The organism is Streptomyces durocortorensis (assembly GCF_016901035.1).
Classification (GTDB): Bacteria; Actinomycetota; Actinomycetes; order Streptomycetales; family Streptomycetaceae; genus Streptomyces; species Streptomyces durocortorensis.
The window spans coordinates 1-15027 of the sequence record NZ_JAFEUF010000176.1 but is presented as its reverse complement, the minus strand read 5'-3'; the positions used below and the strand labels follow the sequence as shown (position 1 = coordinate 15027).

Genomic DNA, 15027 nt, shown 5'->3' with positions numbered 1-15027 from the left:
CGGTGGGGGAGCGGAGGGGCGAACGGGTATCTGTGAATTACGGAGAGGTTACTGATCTCCGCCATTCGTTCGAATCTACAAGACGAGGACGGAGACCAGCCAACTCCTTCAGTGTTTCGGTGACTGCACCGGCCGGGCCCGGGCTTGTGTACTGGGCCACACACCACGTGAACACCATATGAACGAGCCAGTCGAGGCAGGCCGTCCCCGGCCCCGGCGAACGACCGATTGAGAAGAAGAGAGCCACTCATGGACTTCCTTCGCCCCGCCAGCTGGGAGGAGGCGCTCGCCGCCAAGGCCGAGCACCCCACGGCTGTGCCCATCGCGGGCGGCACCGATGTGATGGTCGAGATCAACTTCGACCACCGGCGGCCCGAGTACCTCCTGGACCTGAACCGCATCGGTGAGCTGTCCGAGTGGGAGGTGGGCCAGGAGAAGGTACGGCTCGGCGCCTCCGTGCCGTACAGCAGCATCATGGACCACCTGCGCGCCGAGCTGCCCGGCCTGGCGCTCGCCTCGCACACCGTCGCATCCCCGCAGATCCGCAACCGCGGCGGCGTCGGCGGCAACCTCGGCACCGCCTCGCCGGCCGGCGACGCGCACCCGGCCCTGCTCGCGGCCGACTGCGAGGTCGAGGCCGAATCCGTACGCGGAACGCGGCTGATTCCTATCGACGCTTTCTACACAGGCGTCAAGCGCAACGCCCTGGAGCCGGATGAGCTGATCCGCGCGGTGCACATCAAGAAGGCCGACGGACCGCAGCAGTACTCCAAGGTCGGCACGCGCAACGCCATGGTCATCGCCGTCTGCGCGTTCGGGATCGCCCTGCACCCCGAGACCCGCACCGTGCGCACCGGCATCGGCTCCGCCGCCCCGACGCCCATCCGGGCCAAGGAGGCGGAGGACTTCCTGAACGCCGCGCTCGAAGAGGGCGGGTTCTGGGACAACGGAAAGATCATCACTCCCGCGATCGCCAAGCAGTTCGCCGCCCTCGCGTCCGGCGCCTGCAACCCGATCGACGACGTGCGCGGCACGGCGAAGTACCGCAGGCACGCGGTCGGGATCATGGCCCGCCGCACGCTCGGCTGGACCTGGGAGCAGTACCGCGGCGCGGGCCGCACGCTGGAAGGAGCTGCGTAACCATGCGAGTCAATTTCACGGTCAACGGCCGTCGCCAGGAAGCCGACGACGTGTGGGAGGGCGAGTCCCTCCTGTACGTCCTGCGTGAGCGCATGGGCCTGCCCGGTTCCAAGAACGCCTGCGAGCAGGGCGAATGCGGCTCCTGCACGGTCCGCCTGGACGGCGTCCCGGTCTGCGCCTGCCTGGTGGCCGCCGGCCAGGTCCAGGACCGCGAGGTCGTCACCGTCGAGGGCCTGGCGGACTACGCCAAGCACCGCGAGGACGCCCACCCCGGCGGCGGATGCGCCTCCGGCGCCTGCGGCACCTCCCTGGACTCCGCCAAGCGCTGGCAGTCCAAGCCCACCGACGGCCAGACCGGCGAGGCCGCCGAACTGTCCCCGATCCAGCAGGCGTTCATCGACGCCGGAGCCGTCCAGTGCGGCTTCTGCACCCCCGGCCTGCTGGTCGCCGCCGACGAGCTGCTGGAGAACAGCCCCTCCCCGTCCGACCAGGACATCCGCGAGGCCCTCTCCGGCAACCTGTGCCGCTGCACCGGTTACGAGAAGATCCTCGACGCGGTCCGCCTCGCGGCCGCCCGTCAGGAAGAGGCGGTCCAGTCATGACGACGCGCCCCGAAGCCACCGAGCGCCCCGCGGCCACGATGCCGAAGGCCCAGAACGTACCGTCCGGAACGCCCACCAAGATCACCCAGGGTTCGCCCACCAAGGGCGGCATCGGCGAGTCCACGCTCCGCCCCGACGGCACCCTCAAGGTCACCGGAGAGTTCGCGTACTCCTCCGACATGTGGCACGAGGACATGCTGTGGGGCCAGACGCTGCGCTCCACGGTCGCGCACGCCGAGATCGTCTCCATCGACACCTCCGAGGCGCTCGCCACCTCCGGCGTCTACGCGGTGCTGACCTACGACGACCTGCCCGCCGAGATGAAGAACTACGGCCTGGAGATCCAGGACACGCCGGTTCTCGCCCACGGCAAGGTCCGCCACCACGGTGAGCCGATCGCCATCGTGGCCGCCGACCACCCGGAGACCGCGCGCCGCGCCGCCGCCAAGATCAAGATCGAGTACCGCGAGCTGCCGCTCGTCACCGACGAGGCATCGGCGACCGCTCCGGACGCCGTGCTCGTGCACGAGGGCCGCGACGACCACCACATCGGCCACGTCCCGCACCCCAACATCGTGCACCGCCAGCCGATCATCCGGGGCGACGCCGAGGCGGCCGCCGAGCGGGCCGACGTCATCGTCAAGGGCGAGTACACCTTCGGCATGCAGGACCAGGCCTTCCTCGGCCCCGAGTCCGGTCTCGCGGTGCCCTCCGAGGACGGCGGCGTCGAGCTGTACGTCGCCACCCAGTGGCTGCACTCGGACCTCGGCCAGATCGCCCCCGTCCTCGGCCTGCCCGAGGACAAGGTCCGCATGACGCTCTCCGGCGTCGGCGGGGCCTTCGGCGGGCGCGAGGACATCTCGATGCAGATCCATGCTTGCCTGCTGGCGCTCCGCACCGGCAAGCCCGTCAAGATCGTCTACAACCGCTTCGAGTCGTTCTTCGGCCACGTCCACCGGCACCCGGCGAAGCTGTACTACGAGCACGGCGCCACCAAGGACGGCAAGCTCACGCACATGAAGTGCAAGATCGTCCTGGACGGCGGGGCCTACGCCTCCGCCTCCCCGGCGGTCGTCGGCAACGCCTCCTCGCTCTCGGTCGGCCCGTACAAGATCGAGGACGTCGACATCGAGGCGGTCGCCCTCTACACCAACAACCCGCCCTGCGGCGCGATGCGCGGCTTCGGCGCGGTCCAGGCGTGCTTCGCCTACGAGGCGCAGATGGACAAGCTCGCCGCGAAGCTGGACATGGACCCGGTGGAGTTCCGGCAGATCAACGCCATGGAGCAGGGCACCCTGCTGCCCACCGGCCAGGCCTGCGACTCGCCGGCCCCGGTCGCCGAGCTGCTGCGCCGGGTCAAGGCCCGGCCGCTGCCGCCCGAGCAGGAGTGGCTGACGGCGGGCAGCGAAGGCACCTCCGTCGACGTCCGGGCCCTGCCCGGCGGGCTCTCCAACACCACCCACGGCGAAGGCGTCGTCCGCGGCGTCGGCTACGCGGTCGGCCTGAAGAACGTCGGCTTCTCCGAGGGCTTCGACGACTACTCCACCGCCCGTGTGCGGATGGAGGTCATCAACGGCGAGCCGGTCGCCACCGTGCACACCGCGATGGCCGAGGTCGGCCAGGGCGGCGTCACCGTCCACGCCCAGATCGCCCGTACCGAACTCGGTGTCAACCAGGTCACCATCCACCCGGCCGACACCCGCGTCGGCTCCGCCGGATCCACCTCCGCCTCCCGCCAGACGTACGTCACCGGCGGCGCGGTCAAGAACTCCTGCGAAGCCGTACGGGAGAAGGTCCTGGAGCTGGGCCGCACCAAGTTCGGCACCTACCACCCGGCCTGGGCCACCGCCGAACTCCTCCTGGAGGGCGGCAAGGTCGTCACCGACGGCGGCGAAGTGCTCGCCGACGTGGCCGACGTGCTGGAGGACGAGGCGATCGACATCGAGCTGGAGTGGCGCCACCGGCCCACCGAGGCGTTCGACCTCCGTACCGGACAGGGCAACGGCCACGTCCAGTACTCGTTCGCCGCGCACCGCGCGGTCGTCGAGGTCGACACCGAGCTCGGCCTGGTCAAGGTCATCGAACTGGCCTGCGCCCAGGACGTCGGCAAGGCGCTCAACCCGCTCTCCGTGCTCGGCCAGATCCAGGGCGGCACGCTCCAGGGCATGGGCGTCGCGGTGATGGAGGAGATCATCGTCGACCCGAAGACCGCGAAGGTGCGCAACCCCTCCTTCACGGACTACCTGCTCCCCACGATCCTCGACACGCCGACGATCCCGGTCGACGTGCTCGAACTCGCCGACGAGCACGCCCCGTACGGGCTGCGCGGCATCGGTGAGGCCCCCACCCTGTCGTCCACCCCGGCCGTCCTCGCGGCGATCCGGAACGCGACGGGTCTGCAGCTCGACAGGACACCGGTGCGGCCCGAACACCTCACCAGCACCTGAGAGCCTGCCGGGTGACCTCCCACCGGTCGTCACCCGGCACGCTCCGAGCGGTCCCCCCCCGTACTCTCCGGGCGGTGTGCTGAGCCGAGAACGTCACCCTTTTCCGCACCCCGCACCGCCCGGAGGCCCAAGTACCGCACCGCTCGCGGTTCTTCACCGCCGTGCCCGTCAGCACGGCAGCGCCTCACGGATCATCCGTGCCGCCGGCACATCCGTTCTGCTTCAACAGTTCGTCCCGGCCGTCCCCGGGTCGTGCAGCCGACGCAGTCATCCCAAATCCCGCAATCAGCAATCTCCAAGCGGGTGCCCCTGTGAACCTTGGGAGTCAGGCATCATGACCCAGCAGTCAGTGGAACCGAAGACCAGCCCGGAAGCTGCGGGCCCCGGCTCGCGCGTCCCCGCCGGAAGATCATGGCTCGACCGGTACTTCCACATATCCGAACGAGGATCCACGGTCGCGCGCGAACTGCGCGGCGGCGTCACGACCTTCATGGCCATGGCGTACATCCTCCTGCTCAACCCGATCATCCTCGGCGGCGAGGACGTCAACGGCAACCTCCTCAGCCAGCCCGGCCTCATCACCGCGACCGCCTTCGCGGCGGCCGCGACGACCCTGCTCATGGGCTTCGTCGGCAAGGTGCCCCTGGCGCTCGCCGCCGGGCTCAGCGTCTCCGGTGTGCTCGCCTCTCAGGTCGCTCCCAACATGACCTGGCCGCAGGCCATGGGCATGTGTGTGATCTACGGTGTGGTGATCTGCCTCCTGGTGGTCACCGGCCTCCGCGAGATGATCATGAACGCGATCCCGCTCGCGCTCAAGCACGGCATCACGATGGGCATCGGGCTCTTCATCGCCCTCATCGGCCTCTTCAAGGCCGGTTTCGTCCACCAGGGCGTGGCGACCCCGGTCTCGCTCGGCCCGGCCGGTGAACTCGCCGGCTGGCCCGTCCTGATCTTCTGCGTGACCCTACTGCTCATCTTCATGCTCCAGGCGCGCAACATCCCCGGCGCGATCCTGATCGGCATCGTCGTCGGCACGCTGATCGCGATCGTCATCAACGCGATCGTCGACATCGACCCCAAGAAGTGGAGCAGCGGCCCGCCGGAGCTGGACGGCAGCGCGGTCTCCACCCCCGACTTCTCCCTCTTCGGGAACGTCGAGTTCGGCGGCTGGGGCGACGTCGGCGTGATGACCGTCGGCATGATCGTCTTCACCCTGGTGCTGGCCGGCTTCTTCGACGCGATGGCCACCATCATCGGCGTCGGCACCGAGGCCAAGCTCGCCGACGACAAGGGCCGCATGCCGGGCCTGTCCAAGGCGCTCTTCATCGACGGCGCCGGCGGCGTCATCGGCGGTGTCGCCTCGGGCTCCGGCCAGACGGTCTTCGTCGAGTCGGCCACCGGCGTCGGGGAAGGAGCCCGGACCGGGCTCGCCTCCGCCGTCACCGGCCTGTTCTTCGCCGCCTGCCTCTTCTTCACCCCGCTCACCGCGATCGTGCCGACCGAGGTGGCCTCCGCCGCGCTCGTCGTCATCGGCGCGATGATGATGCAGAACGCCCGGCACGTGGACTGGAGCGACCGCTCCGTCGCCATCCCGGTCTTCCTGACCGTGGTCCTCATGCCCTTCACGTACACCATCACCACCGGTGTCGCCGCGGGTGTCATCGCGTACAGCGCCATCAAGCTCGCCCAGGGCCGGGCCCGCGAGGTCGGGGCCTTCATGTGGGGACTGACGGTGATCTTCATCGTCTTCTTCGCCCTCAACCCGATCGAGAGCTGGCTGGGCGTCCACTGACGCCCCGGCCCCCTTCACCCTTGAGGAGAAACGCCATGCTGGACATCGCCGAAGAGCTGCACCGGTGGGTCTCGCAGGGACGCGAGTTCGCCGTCGCCACCGTGGTGGCGGTCGGCGGCAGCGCGCCCCGGCAGCCCGGCGCGGCCCTCGCCGTCGACCGCGACGGCACGGCCATCGGGTCGGTCTCCGGCGGATGCGTGGAGGGGGCGGTGTACGAACTGTGCCAGCAGGCCCTGGAGGACGGGCGACCCGTCCGCGAGCGGTTCGGCTACAGCGACGAGGACGCCTTCGCGGTCGGACTGACCTGCGGCGGCATCATCGACATCCTGGTGACACCGGTACGGGCGGACGATCCCGCCCGACCGGTGTTCGCCGCAGCGCTCGCGGCCGCCGCGGAGGGGACGGCGGCCGCGCTGGCCCGGGTCACGGACGGGCCCGAGGAACTGCTCGGCCTGCCGCTCCTGGTCCGCCCCGACGGGAGTTACGAGGGCGGGCTCGGCGGCCACCCGGCGCTCGACCGGACCGCCGCCGCCGAGACCCGGGCCCTGCTGGACGCGGGCCGCACCGGACCGCTCGCCATCGGCGCGGAGGGCTCCCGCTGCGGCCGGCCCATCGAGCTGCTGGTCGAGTCCAGCATGCCGCCGCCCCGCATGATCGTCTTCGGCGCCATCGACTTCGCGGCCGCGCTCGTCCGGGCCGGGAAGTTCCTCGGCTACCGGGTCACCGTCTGCGACGCCCGACCGGTCTTCGCCACCGCGGCCCGCTTCCCCGAGGCCGACGAGATCGTCGTCGAGTGGCCCCACCGCTACCTCGCCGGGACCGAGACCGACGCCCGCACCGTGCTCTGCGTCCTCACCCACGACGCCAAGTTCGACGTACCCCTCCTGGAGGCCGCCCTGCGCCTCCCGGTCGCCTACGTCGGCGCGATGGGCTCGCGCCGCACCCACCTGGAGCGCAACGACCGGCTGCGCGAGGTCGGCGTCACCGAACACGAACTCGCCCGGCTGCGCTCCCCGATCGGCCTGGACCTCGGCGCGCGGACGCCGGAGGAGACAGCCCTGTCCATCGCGGCCGAGATCGTCGCGGTCCGGCGCGGGGGCAGCGGCGTACCGCTCACCGGGGCCCACACTCCGATCCACCACGACAGCAGCGGACAGCCGCTCGCCTCGGTGGCCTGAAACGCCCGTCAACACCCCGTCCATCCCGGGCGGGTTACCGCCACGGCGGTTTCCCGCCCGCCCGGAACGCAGCGGACACCCCGGGTCAGCCGGTAGATCAGCTGCATGACTTCTTCCCCCTCCTCCGTTCCCGGCCGGGCGAGATCCGCCCGCCCAGGACGCAGAGCCCTGCTCCTGGCGACCTCGGCGGCCCTCCTGGGCGGCATGCTGGTCCCCTTCGCCGGTGCGGGCACCGCCGGCGCCGCCCCCGCACCGGGCGCCGACGCCCCACGTTCCGCCCCGCGCACCGAGAGCCACACCGTCACCCTGATCACCGGTGACGTCGTGCGGTACGTGGACGGCCCCGGCGACCAGGACACCGTCACCGTGGACCGCCCCGAAGGCGCGAGCGGCGGCGTCCGGATCCAGCAGGCGGGCGAGGACGTGTACGTCCTGCCCGACGAGGCCACCACGCTGATCGCAGCGGGCACCCTGGACCGGCGGCTGTTCAACGTCTCGGCCCTGGTCCGGATGGGGTACGACGACGAGGGCACCGGCGCCGTCCCGGTCATCGCCACCTATCCGCCCGCCCGCGCCAAGGCCCTGCCCGCCGCCCCGCGCGGCGCGAAGAAGGTCCGCACCCTCGCTTCCATCCACGGCGCTGCGCTCAGCGCCGACAAGGACGGGGTGCGCACGTTCTGGGACGCCATCACCCCTACTCCCAAAGCCCGTTCACTCGACGGCGGGATCGCCAAGCTCTGGCTGGACGGCCGCTCCGAGGCGCTGCTCGCCGAGTCCGTGCCGCAGGTGAACGCCCCCGAGGCATGGGCCGCGGGCTTCGACGGCAAGGGCACCAAGGTCGCCGTCCTGGACACCGGCATCGACGCCGACCACCCGGACGTCAAGGACCGCCTCGTCGGATCCCGCAGCTTCGTCCCGGGCGAGGAGGTCGACGACAAGAACGGTCACGGCACGCACGTCGCCTCCACCATCGCCGGCTCCGGCGCGGCCTCCGAAGGCGCGAACAAGGGTGTCGCCCCGGCGGCCGACCTTCTCGTCGGCAAGGTCCTCAGCGACGAGGGCTCCGGCGCGGACTCCGGGATCATCGAGGCCATGGAGTGGGCGAAGGCCGAAGGAGCCGACATCGTCTCCATGAGCCTCGGCTCCCCGGTGCCCGACGACGGCACCGACCCGATGTCCCAGGCGGTCAACTCCCTCTCGGCGGAGGGTGGTCCGCTGTTCGTCATCGCGGCGGGCAACGCGTACGGGGCAGGCACGATCGGCTCTCCCGGCTCGGCGGAGCAGGCGCTCACCATCGCCGCCGTCGACAAGCAGGACGCCCGGGCCGACTTCTCCTCGATGGGCCCGCTGGTGCGCTCCCACGGCCTGAAGCCCGACCTCTCGGCCCCCGGCGTCGACATCAACGCCGCAGCCTCGCAGTCCGTCCCCGGCGCCGAGGGCATGTACCGGCCGATGTCCGGTACGTCGATGGCCACGCCCCATGTCGCGGGCGCCGCAGCCATTCTGAAAGAGCGTCACCCCGACTGGAGTGGTCAGCGCATCAAGGACGCGCTGATGACCTCGTCCAAGAAGCTCGACGCGTACGCCCCGTACGAGCAGGGCACCGGCCGGCTCGATGTGAAGGCGGCCGTCGACACGACGATCGAGGCCACCGGCTCGGTCCCCGTCGCCTCCTACGCCTGGCCGCACAGCCCGTCCGACGAGGTCGCCGAACGCACGATCACCTACCGCAACTCCGGTGACACGGACGTGACGCTGAAGCTGGCCACCGACACGGAGGAGGCGGCCTACACGCTCTCCACCGACACCCTCACCGTCCCGGCGGGCGGTACCGCCGAAGCGGTCCTGTCGCTCGACCCGGCGAAGGCCGCCGACGACACCACCTTCTCCGGCCAGGTCGTCGCCACCGACACGGCGGGGGCCACCGTCGCGCACACCGGGTTCGCGCTCACCAAGGAGAAGGAGCTGCACGATCTGACGCTGAAGCTCCGCGACCGGTCGGGCAAGCCGATGGACGGCCTCGTCGTCCTCGCCGAGCTGGGCGACCCGCAGCTCGGCCTCGTCCAGGTCAGCGGCGGCGAGACCACGCTGCGCCTGCCGCCCGGCAACTACACCGCCTGGGCCTCCGTGGACGTGGACGGCGACCGCCCCGACTCCCGGGCCGTCGCGTTCCTCGCGGCCCCCGAGACCATCCTCACCGGCTCCACCACGGTCACCCTCGACGCGTCCAAGGCCCGCAAGGTCAGCGTGCGCACCCCGAAGGAGACCGAGACCCGCCAGCTCCGCTACGACATGGCACGCACCGCACCGGACGGCACCGTCCAGCGCGACGCGTACCAAATACCGCTCACCTACGACCAGTTGTGGGCGAGCCCCACCAAGAAGGTGAAGGAGGGCGACTTCAGCTTCCTGACCCGCTGGCGGCAGGGCGAGGAGCTGATCGACGTCGAGGCCGACGGCAGTGACGTACCGGTCCATGTTCAGGGCGGCGCGGCGATCGCCGAGGACAGCGAGCGGAAGCTGAACGCGGTGTACGCGGGCAAGGGTGCACCGGCCGACTACCGGCACCTGAACGTGCGCGGCAAGGCCGTCGTGATCACCCGCAGTGCCGACGTCACCCCCGCCGAACGCCTCGCGGCCGCGCTGGCCGCCGGGGCCGAGGCGCTGTTCGTCGTCAACGACGAGCGCGGCGTGGCGATGGAGAGCTACACCCCCTACGGCGAACAGACCACGATCCCCGTCGCCTCGGTCCAGAAGTCCGCGGGCCAGGACCTGATCCGCGCCGCACAGCGCGGCAAGAGGATCGAGGTCGACCAGAAGAAGTTCGCGGACTACCTCTACGACCTGGTGGACCGCCACGACGGCACCATCCCGGACCGCTCGCTGGCCTTCGCGCCCTCGACCCGTCAGCTGGCGGAGGTGGAGAACACCTTCTACGGCCACAAGAAGACGCTCGGCGGCGGCTACCGCTACGACATCCCGGACTACGGCCCCGGCCTCGGCTTCGAGGAGTACGAGCAGTTCCCCGACGTGCGCACCGAATGGGTCAACCCGCTGCCGGGCGACTCGTTCTGGTACGAGAACCACTCGGTCCTCAACGCCGACGAGTCCGACCGGGCGCACGAGATGCGCAGCGCTGAGCTGGACTACCGGGCGGGCAAGGACTACCGCGCCGAGTGGTTCGCCCCGGTGACCCGCCCGCGACTCGGCACCGGCTACTGGGGCCCGTTCCGCACGGTCAACAACGACCTCCAGTTCAACATCACCCCGTGGACAGACGCGGGCGCGGGCCACTCCGGCTCGATGCCCGAGAACGAGTACGACACCACCTCGTACGCCTTCTACCGGGGCGACACGGAGCTGAAGAAGGGCGCGGGCCGGGCCGGTTACATCGGTGACCTCTCCGCCGACAAGCAGCCCTATCGCCTGGTCATCGACTCGCAGCGCGACGCGAAGACCTGGAAGACATCGACCCGTACGCACTCCGAGTGGGGCTTCCTCTCCGGCGCGCTGGAGGAGGGCGGTCCCCACCAGGCCGACATCCCGCTGCTCCAGCTGGACTTCGCCGTCGACACCGACCTGGCGGGCGACGTCCGGGCCGGCCGCACGACGGAGATCGGCCTCGCCTCCGGCACCCAGGAGTGGCTGCCGGGCGCGGTGAAGGCGAACAAGGCTTCGCTGTCGGTCAGTTACGACGACGGCAAGCACTGGACGAAGGTCGACCTCCGGAAGAAGAAGTCCGGCGAGTGGACCGCGAAGTTCCGGACCCCGTCGAAGGGCGCGGCATCGGTCTCGCTCAAGGCGCACGCGGAGGGCCCCGGCGGCCTCGTCGTCGACCAGGAGATCATCCGGGCGTTCGGCCTGAAGTGACCTCCTGAAGCCTGGTCCCGCACATCCGATCCGGGGGAGTGCGGGACCGGGCCGGTCGGCCCCGGCCGGGAGGGCTGCGGGACCAGGTGGGTGTCGGCCCCGGCCGGGAGGACTGCGGGACCAGGTGGGTGTCGGCCCCCAGCCGGAAGAGCTGCGGGACCAGGTGGGTGTCAGCCCCCGGCCGGAAGAGCTGCCAGCGCCCGTCCGAACCGGGCCAGCAGATGCCAGACCCGCTTCAGATCCTGCGCCTCGTGCAGTCCGGCCCGTACCGCGTCGCCGACGATCCGCGCGTCCAGCCACCCCTCGACCGCCAGCGTCGAGCCGAGGGCCACGAACTCCGGTCCCCGGTAGCCCGGATGGAGCCGCAGCTCCTCCACGGGGAGCCGGAACCCCGGGTGCCACTCGACGGGGCACGGCAGCCGGTGGGCGGCCGCCTCCACCTCCGTACCCCGGAACACCGGATCCAGGACCAGCGCCTCCACGTCCCCGTCGAGCCGGACCGGGGCGTGGATCTGCGCCTCGACGTAGTCGTCCAACGCGTCACGGCCATCCGCCTCGGCCAGCTCGACGAGGCCCGACATCCGGGCCGCGACCCCGAAGTGCACGGGCTCAGCGGCGCTGTCCGGATAGCAGAACGTGGCCGCGGCGAGGACGCCCGCCGCCAGCCTGAAGTGCGCGGACCCGAACCGGGGCGCGGCCCCGAACGGACTCCGCCGGACGTCCAGCGCCCCGTAGACGGGCCGCTCGGCCGCCCCGGCCCCGTCGTAGGCGCCGCCGAAGATCCGGCTCTCCCAGCGCCACCGGTCACCGCCGGGGTGCGCGGTGAGCCCGCCGTTGCTGGTCCCGGTCACGAACTGGGAGACGTACAGGCCGTCCTCGCGCAGCCGCTCCAGGATCGGTCGCCCCGCCACCGTACGGTCGGGGTGGAAGTTCAGGGTGACGCGCGGCCCGGGCTCCAGCGGTAGCCCCGAGGACAGTGACGCGACATGCGCCAGCGCCCGCCTGCGGACCGGGGAGAGCGGAGGATCGGTGGTCATCGCGCCAGTGTGCCCGGACGGGGTCCGGGGGTGCACGTGAATACCCGGGCCGGCCGGTGCGGTTGGATGAGCCCATGAGCGTTCACGACGTGGCCCGCGGGCTGCCGGGCATATCCGCCCTTACCGACCTCTGCCGTTCCCTGGCGATGCTCGACGCGATCCTGTGTCCCGAGTGGGACGACCGCTGGCACGGCTTCGACGCCCAGTGGTCGCCGACCGAGGCGATGGCCTCGATGCGGGACGGGGCGGGCGGGGAGTTCTCCGTCGTCTTCTCCGCCGAGGGCGCGTACGCGCGCGGCTTCGACCACGAGTCGCCGATGAGCCCGTACGTGGACGACGCCCCCTGGCCCGGGGTGCTCGACGAGGTGCCCGCCGTGTTCCGCCGTTACGTGGACGAGCCGTCGTTCTGCGACGAGTTCGGGCTGCCCGTCGTCACGGCCTGCCTCTGGCGGGAGAGCGGCGACGACCGCTGGCGGGCGGGGCCCGTCGAGTTCCCGGAGGACGGGGAGGACTCCGACGGCGCGGACTGGCTGTTCCAGCTCCTCGTCGCCGGAACCCCCGAGTCGTACCGGGAGTGGGCAGAGGACCACTTCGAGGCGGCCGTCGACCTCGAGGCCGTACGCCACGTCTACGCGCTGCGACCGCTCACCGACGAGGTGGTCGCGGCGCTCAACCCGGAACGGATCCCCGCCGAACTGGCCGAGGACATCAAGGAGATCGGGTACCCGGCCGGCGCCGGGGAGTGACCCGGTGTGCCCTCCTCCGGGTGGCTCCCCGGCGTGATCCGGTGCCCTCCGGGTCACGCATCGATGTGCCCCGGCGAGCCCTCCGGGGCCGGCCCGCCGCCGGCCCCGGGATCAGTCGTCCTCCTCCGGGACCGCCGGATCGCGCCGGGCCAGCGCCTCGGCCACCGGCACCCCGGTCCGGGCCGCCACGGCCAGGCGGGCCCGGACCTCCGCGCCGGTGCGCGGGCGGAAGCGCGGCCGCTTTCCGCAGCCGCACGGCTCCAGGCCCTCGTAGCGCAGGCCCGCCCCCAGCACGGCCGCGACCGCGCTCCAGGCGTCGGTGTCACGGCGCGGCGGAGGCGCGAAGTCGTGGCCCGCGCAGACGAGAGCCCGGCCGCAGTTCGGGCAGGGCGGGGGGCCGCTGTCCAGGGGGAACCGTTTGAAGCTGACGCGGCAGGGGACGCAGGCGTAGTGCAGCTTGTAGTGGACCATCGCGTAGAAGCACACCCGGCGACGGTATCGGGCCGGGGCGGGGCCGGGTCTGGGTGCCCGGCCCGATACCGGACCGGGACCGGGACCGACCGCCGCCCGGCAACCCGGGCGGCAGCCTCCGTGTTCGGGCTCACTCTCCGTTCTGCAGGGCCTTCCACGTGGCCGGGCCCACCTGGCCGTCGACGCCCAGCTTGCGGCTGGTCTGGTAGTCGGTGACCGCGGTCTTCGTGGCCGGGCCGAAGCTGCCGTCCACACCCACCGTGGTGCCGAGCGCCGCCGTCAGGGCCCGCTGGAGGCGCTTCACCGCGTCGCCCGAGCTGCCCTGCTTCAGCACCGGGGTCGTGCCGGCCGCCAGCAGGGCCGTCCAGGTCTTCGGGCCGACCGTCCCGTCGACGCCGAGGGAGCGGGCCCGCTGGAACGCCTCCACCGCGCTCTTCGTGGTGGGGCCGAACCGGCCGTCCACCGTGCCCGGCTGGTACTTCTGCTCGGTCAGCAGCTTCTGCACGGCGGTCACCTGCGGGCCCGACGAGCCGGACTGCTGGGTCGTGTAGAGGGGGAAGGTCAGGCCGTCGCCACCCGTGCCCGGGTCACCGCCGACCAGCTCCATGTAGTAGTTCCAGTCCCAGTTGGCGCCCGGGTCGGTGTGGTCGTTGCCGGGTACCTCGCTGTGGCCGACGATGTGCGCCCGGTCCTTCGGGATGCCGAACTTGGCGCTGAGGTGCGAGGTCAGCGCGGCCGACGAGCGGTACATCGCGTCGGTGAACCAGGCCGGTTCGTCGACCCAGCCCTCGTGCTCGATCCCCACGGACGAGGCGTTGGCGCTGCGCGCGTGCCACGCGGTGTCCTTGTCCCGGACCGTCTGGGTGACCTCGCCGTCCGAGGAGCGGATCACATAGTGGGCGCTGACCTGGGACGCCGGGTTCTGGAACCAGCTGATGGAGCCCGCGTACGAGCCCTGGGTGACATGGACGACCACCTTGTCGACGGTCGCGGTACGGCCTGCGGCGAAGTTCTCGGCGTGGGCGGGCACCCAGCGGGCCGAGGGGTAGTCCTCGCTCTGCGCGTAGACGTCGGACGCCGACAGCTCGCCCTTGTCCGGGTCGACCGGCCGGGAGGGTACGAGCACCTCCTCGCCGCCGGACACCGTCGCCGCCACGCCCTCGGCGAGGAACGTGAAGACCGCGTCCGCGTAGAGCGCGGCCGCCGGTCCCTCGGCGGCGCTGTACCGGGCCACCGCCGGGTACCAGGAGTCGACGTCCCCGCGCTCGGCGGCGTCCAGGCCCAGCGCGTCGGCGTGGGCGCGCAGGACGGCCGCGCCGCCGAGGATGTTGGCCGTCGTGTCCCGGCGCAGCCGGGCCGCGCTCTCGCCCGTCAGCTCGGAGGCCTTCTCCAGGGACCGGTTGGCGGGGTTGCTCGCCAGGTGCATCACGCCGTAGCCGTTCGCCTGGCTGGGCTTGCCCGCGTGTCCGTTCAGCCGGGACTCGCCGTAGCCCACGGCGGCCAGCAGATCGCGCGGTACGCCGTACTCCTGGGACGCCTCGGCGAAGGCGCGGTTCATCGGGTCGGCCGTGTCGGCCCGCGGGGCGGCGGTCGCCGGCTGTCCGGCCGTGAGGAGGGCCGTGGCGGTCAGGACGGCCAGGGCGCAGATGCGGGCCCGGGTCGCGCTCATATACACAAAACCGAGCCCACCAGACACACAAACAGAACCTGATTAGGTCTATTCAGTGTAAAAAAAAATGAAAGC

Annotated in this window: 10 protein-coding genes; 7 read left to right on the top strand and 3 right to left on the bottom strand. The window is 71.5% G+C overall.

The genetic code is table 11. From position 1 onward, the window contains the following. The first annotated feature begins 249 nt into the window (after positions 1 to 249). The 6 genes from JS521_RS26135 (at position 250) to JS521_RS26110 (ending at position 11029) form a co-directional block, all read left to right on the top strand. Positions 250 to 1140: an FAD binding domain-containing protein gene (locus JS521_RS26135; RefSeq protein WP_032768011.1), complete on the top strand. Its 891-nt coding sequence runs from the start codon at positions 250 to 252 to the stop codon at positions 1138 to 1140. 2 nt (positions 1141 to 1142) lie between these two features. After that, complete coding sequence (locus JS521_RS26130; protein ID WP_205085428.1) at positions 1143 to 1742, top strand: (2Fe-2S)-binding protein; 600 nt, start codon at positions 1143 to 1145, stop codon at positions 1740 to 1742. Then, the gene (locus JS521_RS26125) at positions 1739 to 4189 is read left to right on the top strand and encodes a xanthine dehydrogenase family protein molybdopterin-binding subunit (RefSeq protein WP_205085427.1); all 2451 of its coding nucleotides are present in this window, start codon (positions 1739 to 1741) and stop codon (positions 4187 to 4189) included. The genes JS521_RS26130 and JS521_RS26125 overlap by 4 nt, the downstream gene beginning before the upstream one ends. A 334-nt stretch (positions 4190 to 4523) precedes the next feature. After that, positions 4524 to 5981: an NCS2 family permease gene (locus JS521_RS26120; RefSeq protein WP_205085426.1), complete on the top strand. Its 1458-nt coding sequence runs from the start codon at positions 4524 to 4526 to the stop codon at positions 5979 to 5981. Positions 5982 to 6016: 35 nt separating this feature from the next. After that, positions 6017 to 7159 carry an XdhC family protein gene (locus JS521_RS26115; RefSeq protein WP_205085425.1) on the top strand — a complete coding sequence of 381 codons (1143 nt, stop codon included), beginning with the start codon at positions 6017 to 6019 and terminating at the stop codon, positions 7157 to 7159. A 204-nt stretch (positions 7160 to 7363) separates the two neighbouring features. Further along, positions 7364 to 11029: a S8 family peptidase gene (locus JS521_RS26110; RefSeq protein WP_205085429.1), complete on the top strand. Its 3666-nt coding sequence runs from the start codon at positions 7364 to 7366 to the stop codon at positions 11027 to 11029. Between the two features lie 170 nt (positions 11030 to 11199). Here the strand turns inward: JS521_RS26110 and JS521_RS26105 are convergent, their stop codons facing one another. Then, on the bottom strand, positions 11200 to 12066 hold the full coding sequence (locus tag JS521_RS26105; RefSeq protein ID WP_205085424.1) for a DUF3626 domain-containing protein: 867 nt from the start codon (positions 12064 to 12066) through the stop codon (positions 11200 to 11202). A 74-nt stretch (positions 12067 to 12140) separates the two neighbouring features. Between JS521_RS26105 and JS521_RS26100 the strand changes: the two genes are divergently transcribed. Continuing rightward, the gene (locus JS521_RS26100) at positions 12141 to 12812 is read left to right on the top strand and encodes a hypothetical protein (protein ID WP_205085423.1); all 672 of its coding nucleotides are present in this window, start codon (positions 12141 to 12143) and stop codon (positions 12810 to 12812) included. A gap of 111 nt (positions 12813 to 12923) precedes the next feature. Here the strand turns inward: JS521_RS26100 and JS521_RS26095 are convergent, their stop codons facing one another. Next, entirely contained in the window at positions 12924 to 13298 is a 375-nt protein-coding gene (locus JS521_RS26095) for a hypothetical protein (RefSeq protein WP_032775303.1), read from the bottom strand. A gap of 115 nt (positions 13299 to 13413) precedes the next feature. Beyond that, entirely contained in the window at positions 13414 to 14952 is a 1539-nt protein-coding gene (locus JS521_RS26090) for a peptidoglycan-binding protein (protein ID WP_205085422.1), read from the bottom strand. Positions 14953 to 15027: the final 75 nt, after the last annotated feature.

Coding starts and splice junctions, on each gene's coding strand:
- JS521_RS26135 (WP_032768011.1), top strand. CDS start 250: ATGGACTTCCTTCGCCCCGCCAGCTGGGAGGAGGCGCTCGCCGCCAAG.
- JS521_RS26130 (WP_205085428.1), top strand. CDS start 1,143: ATGCGAGTCAATTTCACGGTCAACGGCCGTCGCCAGGAAGCCGACGAC.
- JS521_RS26125 (WP_205085427.1), top strand. CDS start 1,739: ATGACGACGCGCCCCGAAGCCACCGAGCGCCCCGCGGCCACGATGCCG.
- JS521_RS26120 (WP_205085426.1), top strand. CDS start 4,524: ATGACCCAGCAGTCAGTGGAACCGAAGACCAGCCCGGAAGCTGCGGGC.
- JS521_RS26115 (WP_205085425.1), top strand. CDS start 6,017: ATGCTGGACATCGCCGAAGAGCTGCACCGGTGGGTCTCGCAGGGACGC.
- JS521_RS26110 (WP_205085429.1), top strand. CDS start 7,364: ATGCTGGTCCCCTTCGCCGGTGCGGGCACCGCCGGCGCCGCCCCCGCA.
- JS521_RS26105 (WP_205085424.1), bottom strand. CDS start 12,066: ATGACCACCGATCCTCCGCTCTCCCCGGTCCGCAGGCGGGCGCTGGCG.
- JS521_RS26100 (WP_205085423.1), top strand. CDS start 12,141: ATGAGCGTTCACGACGTGGCCCGCGGGCTGCCGGGCATATCCGCCCTT.
- JS521_RS26090 (WP_205085422.1), bottom strand. CDS start 14,952: ATGAGCGCGACCCGGGCCCGCATCTGCGCCCTGGCCGTCCTGACCGCC.